12 protein-coding genes are annotated in these 13430 nt (G+C 68.1%); 8 read left to right on the plus strand and 4 right to left on the minus strand.

The window, feature by feature from the left end; genetic code table 11:
• Positions 1 to 182 precede the first annotated feature (182 nt).
• From HUW53_RS04850 to HUW53_RS04865, 4 genes are read left to right on the plus strand one after another with little or no spacing between them, the layout of a single operon-like run.
• Positions 183 to 1865 (plus strand): APC family permease, encoded by a 1683-nt coding sequence (locus HUW53_RS04850; RefSeq protein ID WP_237344629.1) that lies wholly within the window; start codon positions 183 to 185, stop codon positions 1863 to 1865.
• An 11-nt stretch (positions 1866 to 1876) separates the two neighbouring features.
• On the plus strand, positions 1877 to 2464 hold the full coding sequence (locus HUW53_RS04855) for a dimethylamine monooxygenase subunit DmmA family protein (protein ID WP_237344630.1): 588 nt from the start codon (positions 1877 to 1879) through the stop codon (positions 2462 to 2464).
• Positions 2461 to 3417 carry a PDR/VanB family oxidoreductase gene (locus tag HUW53_RS04860; protein ID WP_237344631.1) on the plus strand — a complete coding sequence of 319 codons (957 nt, stop codon included), beginning with the start codon at positions 2461 to 2463 and terminating at the stop codon, positions 3415 to 3417. The genes HUW53_RS04855 and HUW53_RS04860 overlap by 4 nt, the downstream gene beginning before the upstream one ends.
• 17 nt (positions 3418 to 3434) lie before the next feature.
• The gene (locus HUW53_RS04865; protein ID WP_237344632.1) at positions 3435 to 4496 is read left to right on the plus strand and encodes a heme-dependent oxidative N-demethylase family protein; all 1062 of its coding nucleotides are present in this window, start codon (positions 3435 to 3437) and stop codon (positions 4494 to 4496) included.
• A gap of 92 nt (positions 4497 to 4588) precedes the next feature.
• On the opposite strand, the gene HUW53_RS04870 is transcribed toward HUW53_RS04865, so the two are convergent.
• Positions 4589 to 6037, minus strand: a complete 1449-nt coding sequence (locus HUW53_RS04870) for an NAD-dependent succinate-semialdehyde dehydrogenase (protein ID WP_237344633.1) — start codon at positions 6035 to 6037, stop codon at positions 4589 to 4591.
• A 314-nt stretch (positions 6038 to 6351) separates the two neighbouring features.
• Between HUW53_RS04870 and HUW53_RS04875 the strand changes: the two genes are divergently transcribed.
• Both HUW53_RS04875 and HUW53_RS04880 read left to right on the plus strand, forming a co-directional pair.
• Complete coding sequence (locus tag HUW53_RS04875) at positions 6352 to 7350, plus strand: MDR family oxidoreductase (RefSeq protein ID WP_237344634.1); 999 nt, start codon at positions 6352 to 6354, stop codon at positions 7348 to 7350.
• A gap of 154 nt (positions 7351 to 7504) precedes the next feature.
• Positions 7505 to 8161 (plus strand): GntR family transcriptional regulator, encoded by a 657-nt coding sequence (locus HUW53_RS04880; RefSeq protein ID WP_237344635.1) that lies wholly within the window; start codon positions 7505 to 7507, stop codon positions 8159 to 8161.
• A 176-nt stretch (positions 8162 to 8337) separates the two neighbouring features.
• Here the strand turns inward: HUW53_RS04880 and HUW53_RS04885 are convergent, their stop codons facing one another.
• Together HUW53_RS04885 and HUW53_RS04890 are read right to left on the minus strand one after the other, a co-directional pair.
• Positions 8338 to 8739 carry a DoxX family protein gene (locus HUW53_RS04885; protein ID WP_237344636.1) on the minus strand — a complete coding sequence of 134 codons (402 nt, stop codon included), beginning with the start codon at positions 8737 to 8739 and terminating at the stop codon, positions 8338 to 8340.
• A gap of 87 nt (positions 8740 to 8826) precedes the next feature.
• Positions 8827 to 9687 (minus strand): DODA-type extradiol aromatic ring-opening family dioxygenase, encoded by an 861-nt coding sequence (locus tag HUW53_RS04890; RefSeq protein WP_237344637.1) that lies wholly within the window; start codon positions 9685 to 9687, stop codon positions 8827 to 8829.
• A 124-nt stretch (positions 9688 to 9811) separates the two neighbouring features.
• Here HUW53_RS04890 and HUW53_RS04895 point away from each other — a divergent pair, with 124 nt between their 5' ends.
• A complete protein-coding gene (locus HUW53_RS04895; RefSeq protein WP_237344638.1) occupies positions 9812 to 10732 on the plus strand; it encodes a LysR family transcriptional regulator in 921 nt (306 codons plus the stop codon).
• A 21-nt stretch (positions 10733 to 10753) separates the two neighbouring features.
• Here HUW53_RS04895 and HUW53_RS04900 read toward each other — a convergent pair whose 3' ends face one another.
• Positions 10754 to 12394, minus strand: a complete 1641-nt coding sequence (locus HUW53_RS04900) for a Na+/H+ antiporter (protein ID WP_237344639.1) — start codon at positions 12392 to 12394, stop codon at positions 10754 to 10756.
• Positions 12395 to 12795: 401 nt separating this feature from the next.
• Between HUW53_RS04900 and HUW53_RS04905 the strand changes: the two genes are divergently transcribed.
• Positions 12796 to 13398 carry an acyltransferase gene (locus HUW53_RS04905; RefSeq protein WP_237344640.1) on the plus strand — a complete coding sequence of 201 codons (603 nt, stop codon included), beginning with the start codon at positions 12796 to 12798 and terminating at the stop codon, positions 13396 to 13398.
• Positions 13399 to 13430: the final 32 nt, after the last annotated feature.

Genomic DNA, 13430 nt, shown 5'->3' on the forward strand with positions numbered 1-13430 from the left:
GGGAACATCTGCGTCAGCTTCACTGCCCTACATCGCTGCGCATCAAATGGACTGCATGCCTTCAAAATAGGCTGACAAATGGGCAAAAATTCCGCTCGATCTTACTCAAGGTCAGATGTACATCGTGATTGACAAGAAATTTTCTTATGGAGAAACTCTCCTCCATAAAGAGGGGTCAAACCATGAGCATCGCAGCGCTTAATGAAGCAGCGTCTGCCCCAGCGGCGGGCGCGCTTCACCGAAAGATCAGTTGGACCGGGGCATTCTGGATCGCCAGTGGCGTCCCGGCGCTCGTCCTGTTCTCCATCGGGGCCATCGGCGCCACCGTCGGCGCGCCGGCCTGGGTGGTGTGGATCGTGTCCATCATGTTCGGCTTCCTCCAGGCCTTCACCTATGCGGAGATCGCGGGCCTGTTCCCGCATAAGTCAGGCGGAGCCTCAGTCTATGGCGCCATTGCCTGGGTGCGCTATTCCAAGCTGCTGGCGCCGTTCTCGGTATGGTGCAACTGGCTTGCCTGGTCGCCGGTGCTGTCCATCGGCTCGGGCCTGGCCGCGGGCTATGTGCTCTCTATCCTGTTCCCCGCGGATTCCGCTATCAACACCTGGTCGCTCACGCTGGTTGATCTCGGCTGGCTGAAGGCCGGCCTGGCGCTGCGCGTCAACGCCACCTTCTTCCTGGGCGCCGCGCTGCTGCTGGTGGCATTCGCCATCCAGCATCGCGGCATCAGCCAGACCGCGCGGGTGCAGGTGATCCTGGGCGTCGCGGCGCTGCTGCCGCTGGTCCTGATCGGCCTCGTGCCGCTTTTGACCGGTGACGTGCTGCTTGCCAATCTCGGCCCGTTCGCGCCGCTCGCCAAGGACGAGGCGGGCCATGTGATCGCCGGCCAATGGGATATGGCGGGCGTGACCCTGATGGCGGGCGGCCTGTTCATCGCCGCATGGTCCACCTACGGCTTCGAGACCGCGGTCTGCTACACGCGCGAGTTCAGGAATCCGGCCACCGACACCTTCAAGGCCATCCTCTATTCCGGCCTTCTGTGCATCTTCGTGTTCACGCTGGTGCCGATCGCGTTTCAGGGCGTGCTGGGTCTGGGCCAGCTGGTGACGCCGGCGGTGCTCGATGCGCAGGGCGCCGTGGTGACGCCGGCGGTCTATGACGGCATCCTCTCCGCCGACATCTATTCGGGCATGGGCGTAGCCAGTGCCATGGCGGGCATGCTCAAGGGCGGCCCGGTGGTGCACAATGTCATCGTGGTGATGCTGATCTTCGCCCTCATGCTGGCGATCATCACCTCCATGGCCGGCTCGTCCCGCACCCTCTATCAGGCGTCGGTGGATGGCTGGCTGCCCAAGTATCTCTCCCATGTGAACGAGAACGGCGCCCCCACCCGCGCCATGTGGACGGACCTGAGCTTCAATCTCATCCTGCTGCTGATGTCCGACTATGTGTTCGTGCTCGCCATCTCGAACTGCTGCTACATCCTGTTCAACTTCCTCAACCTCAACGCGGCCTGGATTCACCGCATCGACCGTCCCAACTGGGAGCGTCCGTTCAAGGCGCCCACCTGGCTGCTCGGGACCGGCGCGGTTCTCGCCTATGTGAACATGTTCCTGCTCGGCATGGGTGCCGATATCTGGGGCGCGGGCACGCTGGTGACGGGCCTCGTGTGTGCCGCCCTCATCCTGCCGGTGTTCATCTATCGTCACTATGTGACCGACAAGGGCCAGTTCCCGGCGGCCATGCTGGAAGACATGCACCTGAAGGCCGAGGAAGGCTCTGGAACCCGCGCCGGGCTGCTGCCCTACCTGGCGCTCCTCCTGGGCGCGGTGGTTGTCATCGTCGCCCATTCCATCGCAGTCTACTGAACGGGAAAGAGATGAGCGACCAAGGGATCAAGAGTAAACCGACCTACAGCAAGATCGCGGGCGACAAAGCCGCCCGCTATCAGCTTCTGCTGGTCGAAGGGGCGGGCATTCCCAGCGAGGCGATGGCGGAGGGGGGCGATCCCTCCGCCTTCGAGACCTGGACCGTGGCGCATGCCAGCGCGCTGCCCGCGGCGCCCATGATGGACGAGGCGCCGGGAGCCGTGCGGCCTTTCCGCTCCACGCAGCACCTGCTGTCGGCGTTGGAGGAGCGGCTCGACCGCGAGACCATGGGCCTGCGCCTCTATGCCATCGGCACCGAGCCGTTCCTGTGGGACGCGTTCAACATCGCCTCCGCCGCCGGCCTGTCGCGGCAGGAGATGCAGTTTGCCCATGCCGGTCCCAAGGCTCGACGCATCTATTGTGTCCATTGTCGCACCATGATGGAGGGGGTCACCACCTCCATCGTCACCTGCAAGGGCTGCGGCGCCGCGTTGTTCGTGCGTGACCATTTCTCCAAGCGCCTCGCCGCCTACATGGGCGTGCAGGTGGACGCCGAGGCCCCCGGTGAGGTGCCGCAAGCCGAGGAGCTCTATAAATGACCGCCGCCGGAACCCTCAGCGTGCGCGTGCGCGAGATCACCGAGCTTGCGCCCACCCTCAAGCGCTTTTCCTTCGAGCCGGCCCATGGCGGCGAGTTTCCCACCGCTCCGGCGGGCGGGCATGTGATGCTCACCCTGCGCGACGGCGGCAGGGTGATGAAGAACGCCTATTCGCTGGTGTCCGCGCCGGCGCAGCGCACGCGCTATGAGATCATCGTGCGCAAGGTGGCCCAGTCGCGCGGCGGCTCCGCCTTCCTGCACGCCAAGGTCGCGACCGGCGACGTGTTGGACATGGCAATGCCCTCCTGCCTGTTCTCGCTGGCCTCCACGGCGAAGAAGCACCTGCTGATCGGCGGCGGCATCGGCATCACGCCCATGCTCTCCTTCCTCGGGGAGCTGAAGGCGCGCGGCGGGCGCTGCGAGATGCACCAGCTCTCGTCGGTGGACGAGGCTCCGGTGTTCGACCGGCTGCTGGCGCCCTTCGGCGACGACGCGGAGATCCACATCCACACCGGCGGTCGCGCGGCATTCGACCTCGCCGGCCTGCTGGCGCGCCAGCCGCTCGGCACCCACGTCTATGTGTGCGGCCCGCACGCCCTGATGGATGCGGTGACCTCGACCGCGCTCGCGCTCGGCTGGCCCGCGGGCAAGGTGCACAAGGAAAGCTTCGGTGGCGCCACCGGTGGTCTGCCGTTCAAGGCGGTGCTGAAGCGCTCGGGGCTCGAGGTGGAGGTCAAGGAGAACGAGACCCTGCTCGACGCCATCGAGGCGGCCGGTGTCGCCGCCTCCTGCCTGTGCCGGGGCGGCGCCTGTGGCCAGTGCGCCACCGCTGTCGAAGAGGGCGAGGTGGACCACCGCGACGATTTCCTCTCCGCGGAGGAAAAGGCCGCTGGCAAGCTCATCATGCTGTGTGTGTCCCGCGCCCGCGGACCACGCCTCGTTCTTGATCTTTGAGCCGTGGAGGGAAGACGATGACCGTCCAGTTCAAGCCCACTGAAACCTTCCGCGATACCTTCACCTACAAGAAATCGGCGGAAGACATCCTGCGCTTTCCGTTCCCGTTCCCCGAGGACGAGTACATGTACTCGGTGAACATCGAGCCGCATGTGAAGGGTGGCCCCACGGCCGCCTTCAATGCGGCGTTCGACATCGACGAGCATTATGTGGCCGAGTGCCGCGAGCGCGAGCGGGTGCTGAAGGAAGACCCCAAGCGCTGCCAGGTGTTGCCCCACATGCTCACCGCCGAATGGGACGCGCTGGAGCTCATCATGGAGAGCCTGGCGGTGGACTATCCCGAGCATTTCTCGCTGTCGAAGGCGGGGGATGTGTGGACCTGGGTGAACCGTCCGCTGGGCCTCCACCAGACCTTCACCTTCGGCAAGGTGGAAACCCTGCCCTACGGGCCGTTCGAGTACATCACGCGCCAGGTGCAGGGTGATTTCACGCTCCAGGACCAGCGCGAGGACATGCTCTATGTGGACGGCGGCATGGTCACGACCCAGGCCGACTGGTCGTTCGAGTTCAACATCGGCATGAGTTTCATGGAGTGGCACGGGCCGGTGCCGCTGGCCAACGAGAAGGGCGTTTTCGAGCGCGCCCTCAAGTATCTGCTGCGGCTGCAGTGCGGCCAGCCGGTGCGGCGCCTCAACTGGACCATGACCATCAACCCGCGCCTCGACACCTCGCCGGAGAACTATCCGGTGTGGGGGCCGGACCGGACCACGGTCACCCCCGAGAACGTGGGCGACAAGGTGCATCTGCGGGTGGAGCTGCAGACGCTGTTCCGGCTGCCGCGCTCCAACGCCATCCTGTTCGGCATCCGCTGCTACCTGACCTCGGTGAACGACCTGGTGAAGGTGCCCAAGTGGCGCCGCCGCCTGCACCGGGTGCTGCGCGATCTGCATCCGGCCCTGGCCGAGTACAAGGGCATGCCCCGTTACCGGCAGATGGTGGTGGATTATCTGGCCCCCATGGATGACGGCGTCCCCACCACCAAGGGCATCGCCCCGGAGACGGACCGGCTGGACGGTTGAGCTCCGGCGCGGCTGTCCCGGCCATAGCTGCATCAAGACGAACGGCGGCCCCTGGGGCCGCCGTTCCGCGTTTCAGGCGATCGCCTGGGCGCTCACACCCCGGCCTGGGACACGAACTTCGGGTTCAGATAGGCCTCGATGGCCTCGGAACCGCCCTCCGAGCCGTAGCCGGAATCCTTCACGCCGCCGAACGGCACCTCCGGCAGGCTAAGGCCGAGGTGGTTGATGGTCATCATGCCGGCCTCGACTGCGTTCGCCACGGCGTTGGCGGTCTTGGCGGAGCGGGTGAAGGCGTAGGAGGCGAGGCCGTAGGGCAGGCGGTTGGCTTCGGCGATGGCCTCGTCGAAGTCGGAGAACGGCAGCATCATGGCCAGCGGGCCGAACGGCTCCTCGTTCGTCATCCGCATGTCGCGGGTGACGCCGGTCACCACGGTGGGCTCGAAGAAATAGCCCTTGTTGCCGATGCGCGCGCCACCGGTGGCGACTTCAGCGCCTCTCTGGCGTGCGTCGGCGATGAGCGCCTCCATGGCGGGGATGCGCCGTTCGTTGGCGAGCGGGCCCATGGTGGTGTCGGGGTCGAGGCCGTTGCCGACCTTCACCTGCTTGGCCACGGCCACGAACGCGTCCACGAACTCGTTGTACACCTTCTCCTGAATCAGATAGCGGGTGGGGGAAACGCAGACCTGCCCCGCATTGCGGAACTTCGCCGCCGCGATCTGCCTGGCCGCCGCCTGCACGTCGGCGTCGTCGAACACGATCACGGGGGAATGGCCGCCCAGCTCCATGGTGGCGCGCTTCATGTGCGTGCCGGCGAGCGCGGCGAGCTGCTTGCCCACCGGGGTAGAGCCGGTGAAGGTGATCTTGCGGATGACCGGATGGGCGATGAGGTATGCGCTGATCTCGGCCGGCACCCCGTAGACGAGGCCGATGACGCCCGCCGGCACGCCGGCATCCACGAACGCGCGGATCAGCTCAGCCGGGGAGGCGGGGGTCTCTTCCGGCGCCTTCACGATGATGGAGCAGCCCGCCGCCAGCGCGCCGCAGAGCTTGCGCACCACCTGGTTGAGGGGGAAATTCCAGGGGGTGAAGGCGGCCACCGGACCCACCGGCTCCTTGATGACCAGTTGGTAGACCCCCGGCGCGCGGGCCGGGATGACGCGGCCGTAGGCGCGACGGCCTTCTTCCGCGAACCAGTCGATGATGTCGGCGGCGGCCAGGGTCTCGGCGCGGGCTTCGGCCAGGGGCTTGCCCTGTTCCAGCGTCATCAGCCGGGCGATCGAGCCGGCCCGCTCGCGCACGATGTCGGCGGCGCGCCGCATGAGCTTGGAGCGGTCGTAGGCGGACGTTTTCCGCCACAGGTCGAAACCGCGGGTGGTGGCGGCCAGGGCTTCGTCGAGATCGGCGCGGGAGGCGTGGGCGACGGCGCCGATCTCCTCTTCCGTCGCCGGGTTCAGAACCGGGATGCTGCGCCGGCCCTCGGCATCGCGCCAGACCCCGTCGATATGGAGCTGGACGCTGGGATAGGTGACATCGGCAAGCATGGCTGATCCTCGTATTGGCCTTCACGCGCCGGAGCGCGCCGCACCTATAACGCCGGGAGGCGGTGGGGCGAAAGCCGTCGCGAGCGGCGGGCGCCGTGACCCCGCGCAGGGCTTGTGCCGGCGCGCCGGCCGCACTAGGCAAGGCCGGAGCGGGGCTTCGCCCTGATGTGTGCGACGTCCGCTCCAGTCCGTCGCGGTCTCGCATGTCTCCGCGCGAAACGGGTTCCGCTCCGCTTCGGAAGGCGCTCGGGCGGGCTGATGCCGGCGGGGCTTTGAATCTTCCGCCGCAAATGAGGCAGGGGAGGGAACGTCGCATGACAAGCGAAGCATTTCGCGCACTGCTGGCGCGCAAGACCGAGAGCGGGCAGGCGATCGCCCTGGAGCAGATCACCGAGGCGGATCTGCCGGCCGGCGATGTCACCGTGGACGTGGAATATTCCTCGTTCAACTACAAGGACGGGCTGGCACTGAAGGGGCTCGGGCGCATCCTTCGGACCTTCCCCATGGTCCCCGGCATCGATTTCGCCGGCACCGTGCGGGCGAGCGACAATGCCGGGTTCAAGGCGGGCGACAAGGTGGTGCTCACCGGCTGGGGCGTGGGCGAATCCTGGTCCGGTGGCTTCGCCGAGCGGGCCAGGGTGAAGGGCGAATGGCTGGTGAAGCTGCCGGTGGGGCTTTCCACCCGGCAGGCCATGGCCATCGGCACCGCCGGCCTCACCGCCATGCTGTGCGCGGATGCGCTGGAGCGCTACGGGATCACGCCCGGCGGCGATGTGTTGGTGACCGGCGCCGCCGGTGGTGTGGGCTCGGTGGCGGTGCGGGTGCTGTCGCGCCTCGGCTACAAGGTCAGCGCCCTGACCGGGCGGCGCGGCGAAGCGGATTTCCTGACCGGCCTCGGCGCCAGCGCGATCGTCGATCGGGCGGATTACGCCAGCCCCGGCAAGCCGCTGGCGGGGGAGCGCTGGGCCGGCGCCGTGGATACGGCCGGCGGGGCGATTCTCGCCAATGTGCTGGCGGCGACCGCTTACGGTGGCGCGGTGGCCGCCTGCGGCCTTGCGGCAAGTTCCGAGCTTGCCACCACCGTGTTTCCGTTCATCCTGCGCAATGTCGCGCTGCTGGGGGTCGATTCGGTGAATTGTCCCACGGCGCGGCGGCTCGCGGCCTGGGAGCGCCTCGCCACCCTGCTCACCGAAGCGGATTTCGCCTTGGTGACCCATGAGGTGGAGCTAGAGGCGCTGCCGGCCCTCGCCGGGGACATCCTGGCGGGCCATGTGCGCGGGCGCACCATCGTGGCGGTTCGTCCGCACGGGTGACGCCGGGACCCCAGGCAGCCGCGACAAGAGCGCGCGGCTGCCACTGGGACGCACAGCGATGGTGCAGCCGGCGAAGAGACGAAGTATACGACAGAATACGGCTGACGCCGGTGGCGGAACGTCGCCGGCCGTTCGGCAGACGGCGCAGAGGACCATGGACGAGCCTTCTGATAGCAACCTTTCCCGTGCGGAATACGCCTACCAGCGCATTCGCGATGCGATCCGGTCGGGAGAGTTCCAGCCGGGCCAGCGGCTGCGAGAGGCCGACCTCGCCGAGCATTTCAAGGTTAGCCGGACCCCCATCCGGGAAGCCATACGGCGCATCACCGCAGACGGCCTGCTGGAGCTGGTGCCCGGCCGCGGCCTCGCCGTGGCGCAGTTCAGCATGCAGCAGGTGCGGGAAATCTATTTCCTGCGCGCGGTGCTGGAAGGGGCGGCCGCTGCCCTTGCCGCCCAATACGCCTCGCCATCGGAGGTTAAGGCCATGGTCGACCTGCTCGACCAGAGCGCCGACGTGCTCGACGACCCGAGCGAGACCGCCCGGTGCAATCGCCTGTTCCACCAGGCGATCTACGAGGCGGCGCGCAACCGCTATCTGTCGCAGGCCCTGGCACAGCTCTCCGATGCGCTGACCCTGCTGCCCGGCACCACCTTCGAGGCCGAGGGGCGCTCTCCGTCGGCGCTGGCGGAGCATCGGGCCATCCTCGATGCGATCTCCGCCCGCGCGCCGGAGCAGGCGGAAGAGGTGGCCCGCGTCCACATCCGCCGCGCCAGCGAGACCCGCATCGACATGATGTTCCGCACGGCCTGACACCAGGGCCTTTTCAAGCGGATTGGAGCCCGGTCCGCGTGAAGAAATGCGTGGACGGAGCGGCGGGTGATGTGAGCCGGCGCGCCTCCGGTGTCTGAACGCGCGAGAGCCGCCCCGTGTTATCGGGGCGGCTTTTTGCTTGTCGGTGTCGGTGACCGGGAGGCGCGGCGGTCCGTTCAGGCCGCCTTGCGCAGGGCGTCGAGGCTCCAGGCACCGCCGCCGGCCACCGCGAAATACAGGAACACGAAGCTGTAGAGCGCGGCCAGCTCGCCGCCGTTCAAGATCGGGAAGAAGTTCTGCGGGGCGTGGATCAGGAAATAGGCCACCGCCATCTGACCGGAGAGGATGAAGGCGACCGGCCGGGTGAACAGCCCGAGCGCCAGCAGCACGCCGCCCAGCAGCTCGATCGCGCCGGCAAGGCCGAACAGGGAGAACAGCTGGAGGTTGGCGAACATGGCCACCTGCGGGAAGGCGAACAGCTTGGCCGTGCCATGGGCCAGGAACATGAGCGCCGCCGCGATCCGCAGCACCGACAGGACGCGGGGGCGCCAGACATCGAAGAAGTCGTTCGAGAGCATGATGATATCCTATTGAAGCCGGCGAGGGCGGGGGCAGCCTGCGCCCTGCTCGCCGACAGGGACGCGGAAGGTGGACCGGTTGAGCGTTCAGCCGAACTGGAAGCCGGAATAGGCCTTGCCGAAGATGTGATCGTGGAAGGTGCGCCGGCCGATGTCGGCACCGGCCGCGCCGGCCGCCACGAACAGCGGCACCAGATGCTCGCTGCGCGGATGGGCGGCGAGGGCGGCGGGGGCCGAGGCCCAGGCCGCGAGCTTGGCCTCGCGGGCGGCCGGGTCCTTGTCCTCCACCGCATCGGTCAGCCAGGCGTCGAACGCCTCGGAGGCGGCGGCGACGCGCGGATCGGGGCTGTAGAAGGCGCGCAGGTTATGGAAGCTCATGCCGCTGCCGACGATGAGCACCCCTTCGTCCCGCAGCGGGGCCAGGGCCCGGCCGAGGGCCAGATGCGCCTTGGGATCGAGCTCCCGTTGCAACGACAGTTGCACCAAGGGCACGTCGGCCGCGGGATAGACGAGCATGAACGGGATGAACACGCCATGGTCGTAGCCGCGGGCATCGTCCTCGCCGGTGGCGATCCCCGCCCCTTCCAGCAGGCCGCGCACCCGCGCCGCCAATGTTGGCGAGCCCGGAGCGGGATAGCTCAGGCGGTAGGTGTCGGCGGGGAAGCCGTAATAGTCGAACAGCATGCCGGGGTGGGGTGCGGTGTTCACCGTCGGCCGGCTTTCTTCCCAATGGCCGGAGATCACCAGAACCGCCTTCGGCCGTCCGCCGAGGGCGGCGTCCAGGCCCTTGAGGTACTGGCCAAGGCCGTCCCACCGGGCGGCGGGGTCGGCCGAAGGGGCCATGAAGGGCCAGGGTCCGCCGCCATGGGCAAGGAACAGGGTGGGCCATCTGCGGTCGGCCGTGGCGGTGGTGGTTCCGGCGCTGAAAGACCCGTGGGGGGTGGACATGGCGATGTCCCTTTCTTGCGTGTCGGCGTGGGGCGCCGTTTGCATGAGCGGAATATGGGTCTTCCCTGCCTCGAAAAAAACTGAGAAACATTCGGCAATTATCATCTGAAAAATCGATGAAGATATGGATGGACTGACCCTCGATCAGGTGCAGGTGTTTCTCACGGTGGTGGAGACGGGCAGCTTCTCGGCGGCGGCGCGGGCCATGAACCGCGCCCAGTCCGCCGTCACCTATGCCGTGCAGCGGCTCGAGGAGCAGTGCGGCATGGCGATGTTCGACCGCGACGGCTATCGCCCGGTGTTGAACGAGGCGGGCCGCGCGCTGCTGCCGCGAGCCCGGCGCATCGCCGAGGCGGTGGGGGCCCTGCGCATGGAGGCGCGGGGCATTGCCGGCGGGCTGGAGGCGGAACTGTCCCTGGTGGTGGACGCCATGTTCCCCATGGCGGTGCTGCTGGAAGCGCTGAAGGGCTTTCGTGCCCATTTCCCCACGGTGCAGACCCGGCTTTATGTGGAAACCCTGTCGCGGTCGGCGCAGCTCGTGATCGACGGGAGCTGCGCCCTCGGCATCGTTGTCGCGTCCGCCACCGATACGGCGGTGCTGACGCGCCGGCCTCTGCTGGGTGTGGAACTGGCGCTGGTGGTGGCGCCGTCCCATCCGCTGGCGGCGCGGACCGGGCCGGTGCCGGCGGCGGAGCTGCGCGACCATGTGCAATTGGTGCTCACCGAGCGCTCCGGCCCCGGCGCGCCCGATCGCGGCGTGCATGCGACCCAGACGTGGCGTATCGGCGATCTGGGCGCCAAGCTGGCCATGCTGCGGGCGGGCCTCGGCTTCGGCTCCATGCCGCGCCACATGGTGGCGGCGGATCTGGCCAAGGGCGATCTGGTGCGCATCGTGCCCGAGGATTGGGACGGTCGGGCGGGGGGCCTGTCCCTGCCCATGTGCGTGGTGCACCGCACGCGTGACGCGCTCGGCCCGGCCACCCGCTGGATGGCCGATCACCTGGTGGCGGTCTCCCGCGCCGCCGATCCGCCGGCGGAGAGCTGAGGACTGAGGGCGCGGTGGTCCTCAGTCGGACAGCAGGCGGGTTTCCTGAAGGTCGATCTCGCGCACCAGCTTGCGCACCATTTCATCGGATAGTTCGTTGAGCCGCCCGCGCCGATAGAACTCCCGGCGTTCGGCCTGCAGGCCGGCGAGGCGCAGCTCCTGCTCGATGCTCTCGGCCTGGCGAAAGCGCTCGCCGTCGGCGCCGACGCGGGCGTGGCCGTCGATCCTGCGGCGGTAGACCTCCATCAGCCGGGCGCCCATCTCGATGTAGAGGTCGGCATCGCGCCGGCCTTCGGCCAATTGGTGCTGGGCCTGCTCGATGGCCTTGATGGCGGCCTCGGCGGCACCGGCGCGGGCCCACTCCTCTTCCTTCCTGTGGGTCGGTTCGGGCGGCAGCTTCAGGCCCTTCAGCAACACGGGCAGCGTGATGCTCGCCGCCAGGAGGGAGACGATGATGACCCCGGCCGCGAGGAAGATCGCGAGGTCCCGCGCCGGGAAGAAGGAGCCGTCGTTCATGAAGATGGGCAGGGTCAAGACGCCGGCGAGGGTGATGGCGCCACGCACGCCGGCAAGCGCCGTCACCGCCACCAGCCGCCAGCTCGGCCGCTCCATATGGTGGCCGCGCCGGGCGGCGCGAAAGAGCGTGAAGTCGAGGGAGACCCAGGCCCAGGCGAAGCGCAAGGCCGCCAGCGCCACGTTGATGGCAAGCACATAGATGAGCAGCCAGACCGGCTCGTGGTGGCCCGCCTCGCGCACCACCCGCGCCGCGCCGGCGATGATGGAGGGCAATTGCTCGCCCAGCAGCACGAAGATGATGCCGTTGGCGGCGAACTGCACCATGTCCCAGACGGCGGTGCGCTGCACCCGCGTGATGGCGAGCGCCTGGCCGGTCTGCTCCGCGTAGCTCATGGTGATGCCCGCCGCCACCGCGGCCAGGATGCCGGAGCAGTGAAGATGCTCGGCGAGCAGATAGGCCGCGAACGGGATCAGCAGGCTGATGAGCACCTGCGACCCGGTTTCCTCACCCAGCCGGTGGGTCAGCCAGTTCTTGGCCTGGGTCACGCCGAGCGTCACCGCCACGCCGATGGCGATGCCACCCGCCGCGAGCCAGACGAAGGTGCCGGTGGCTTCCACCACAGAGAAGCTGCCGGTGAGCGCCGCCGCCACGGCGAACCGCATACACACGAGGCCCGAAGCATCATTGAGCAGCGACTCGCCCTCCAGAATGTGCATCAACCGTTTCGGGATGGGCACGCGGGCGGCGATCGCCGACACGGCGATGGGATCGGTGGGGGAGAGGATGGCGGCGATGGCGAAGGCCACCGCCAGCGGAACCGCCGGGATCATCCAGTTGATGAACAGCCCGAGCCCCAGGACCGTGAACACCACGAGCCCGAAGGCCAGCTCCAGGATGGTGCCCTTGTCCTTCAGTAACCCCTCTTTAGGGATGCGCCAGCCGTCAAGAAAGAGGAGCGGCGGCAGGAACAGAAGGAAGAAGATGTCCGGATTCAGGTCGACGCCGAGGTCGGCGACGGCGGTGATGGCGAAGCCGAGCGCGATCTGCACCAAGGGCAGGGGCACGGGGATTGGCAGGGCTCGGCTGATGGAGCCGCTGAGGACGACGCCGAGCAGAAGCAGCAGGGTTGCGGTGATCGTTGTCATGACGCTGGATCTTGGCGCGGGATCGGATGTCTGCGGCGGAGACCGCGGGGCGGGACCGTTCCGGCGATCGCCGCGCGACCCCGGCCCGTCTGCCCTAAGGGCATAAGCGGTGCCGGTTTCGTTCAGCTTTCGCGCGGGCCGCGCCACGACCGGGACGCGGGTCCGGCGATCGCAGGCGCGAGTCGAAACTTAAGGCCCCTTTATCACCCCCTTGAATGGCACGGCCATGGCAGCCGGCTCAGGCGCGGCGATAGGTCTTAGGGGCGCCGCGCGGATCCCCGGCCCCGGCGCGAGGGGAGGCCGGCGCCAGCCCGGCTTTCGATTGCACTTCCAAGGCCGTTCCTTAGACTGCCACCGCAGCGCGGTCGGTGGGCCGCGCGGCACACGGCGGGCGAGACGCCATGACCTTTGCTGAGGCTTTGAGGCGGTTCGTTGAGGCGGGCAACAGCTTCGAGGGCACGATGCCGCCGCCCGATGCCGACGTGAACATGACGTTCGAGGGGGCAGGATCGCACCTCGTCATCGGCGCCGGCGTCACCTTCCGTCATGCGCAGATCCGTTTCATGAGCGGCGGCTGCGTCATCCGCATCGGCGCGGGAACGCGCATGTCCACCTTTCTCGCGGTGGAGGAGGGCGGGAGCATCGAGATCGGCCCGGACACGGTCTTCACCGCGGCGGGCAAGATCATGGCGGTGGAGGGGCGCAAGGTGACCATCGGCGCCCGCTGCCTGCTGTCCGACGTGCGGATGCGCACCTCCGATTCCCATTCGATCATCGACGCCAAGACGCGGGAGCGGCTCAATCCGGCGCGCGACATCCGTATCGGCGACGATGTGTGGATCGCCGAGGATGTGCGCATCTACAAGGGCGTGGAGGTGGGCGAGGGCTGCATCGTCGCGGCGCGGTCCACGCTCACGCGCTCCCTTCCCCCGCGCACCCTGAGCGCCGGCACGCCCGCCCGCGTCATCCGCGAGGATGTGGCCTGGGTCCGCGAACGGCTGTGAGCGGCGGGCGCCGACCGTCTCGGCGGCCCTTT

Source organism: Xanthobacter agilis, from assembly GCF_021730435.1.
Classification (GTDB): Bacteria; Pseudomonadota; Alphaproteobacteria; order Rhizobiales; family Xanthobacteraceae; genus Xanthobacter; species Xanthobacter agilis.

Excerpts from the sequence above, each read along its gene's own strand:
- HUW53_RS04850 (WP_237344629.1), top strand. The coding sequence starts at position 183 with ATGAGCATCGCAGCGCTTAATGAAGCAGCGTCTGCCCCAGCGGCGGGC.
- HUW53_RS04855 (WP_237344630.1), top strand. The coding sequence starts at position 1,877 with ATGAGCGACCAAGGGATCAAGAGTAAACCGACCTACAGCAAGATCGCG.
- HUW53_RS04860 (WP_237344631.1), top strand. The coding sequence starts at position 2,461 with ATGACCGCCGCCGGAACCCTCAGCGTGCGCGTGCGCGAGATCACCGAG.
- HUW53_RS04865 (WP_237344632.1), top strand. The coding sequence starts at position 3,435 with ATGACCGTCCAGTTCAAGCCCACTGAAACCTTCCGCGATACCTTCACC.
- HUW53_RS04870 (WP_237344633.1), bottom strand. The coding sequence starts at position 6,037 with ATGCTTGCCGATGTCACCTATCCCAGCGTCCAGCTCCATATCGACGGG.
- HUW53_RS04875 (WP_237344634.1), top strand. The coding sequence starts at position 6,352 with ATGACAAGCGAAGCATTTCGCGCACTGCTGGCGCGCAAGACCGAGAGC.
- HUW53_RS04880 (WP_237344635.1), top strand. The coding sequence starts at position 7,505 with ATGGACGAGCCTTCTGATAGCAACCTTTCCCGTGCGGAATACGCCTAC.
- HUW53_RS04885 (WP_237344636.1), bottom strand. The coding sequence starts at position 8,739 with ATGCTCTCGAACGACTTCTTCGATGTCTGGCGCCCCCGCGTCCTGTCG.
- HUW53_RS04890 (WP_237344637.1), bottom strand. The coding sequence starts at position 9,687 with ATGTCCACCCCCCACGGGTCTTTCAGCGCCGGAACCACCACCGCCACG.
- HUW53_RS04895 (WP_237344638.1), top strand. The coding sequence starts at position 9,812 with ATGGATGGACTGACCCTCGATCAGGTGCAGGTGTTTCTCACGGTGGTG.
- HUW53_RS04900 (WP_237344639.1), bottom strand. The coding sequence starts at position 12,394 with ATGACAACGATCACCGCAACCCTGCTGCTTCTGCTCGGCGTCGTCCTC.
- HUW53_RS04905 (WP_237344640.1), top strand. The coding sequence starts at position 12,796 with ATGACCTTTGCTGAGGCTTTGAGGCGGTTCGTTGAGGCGGGCAACAGC.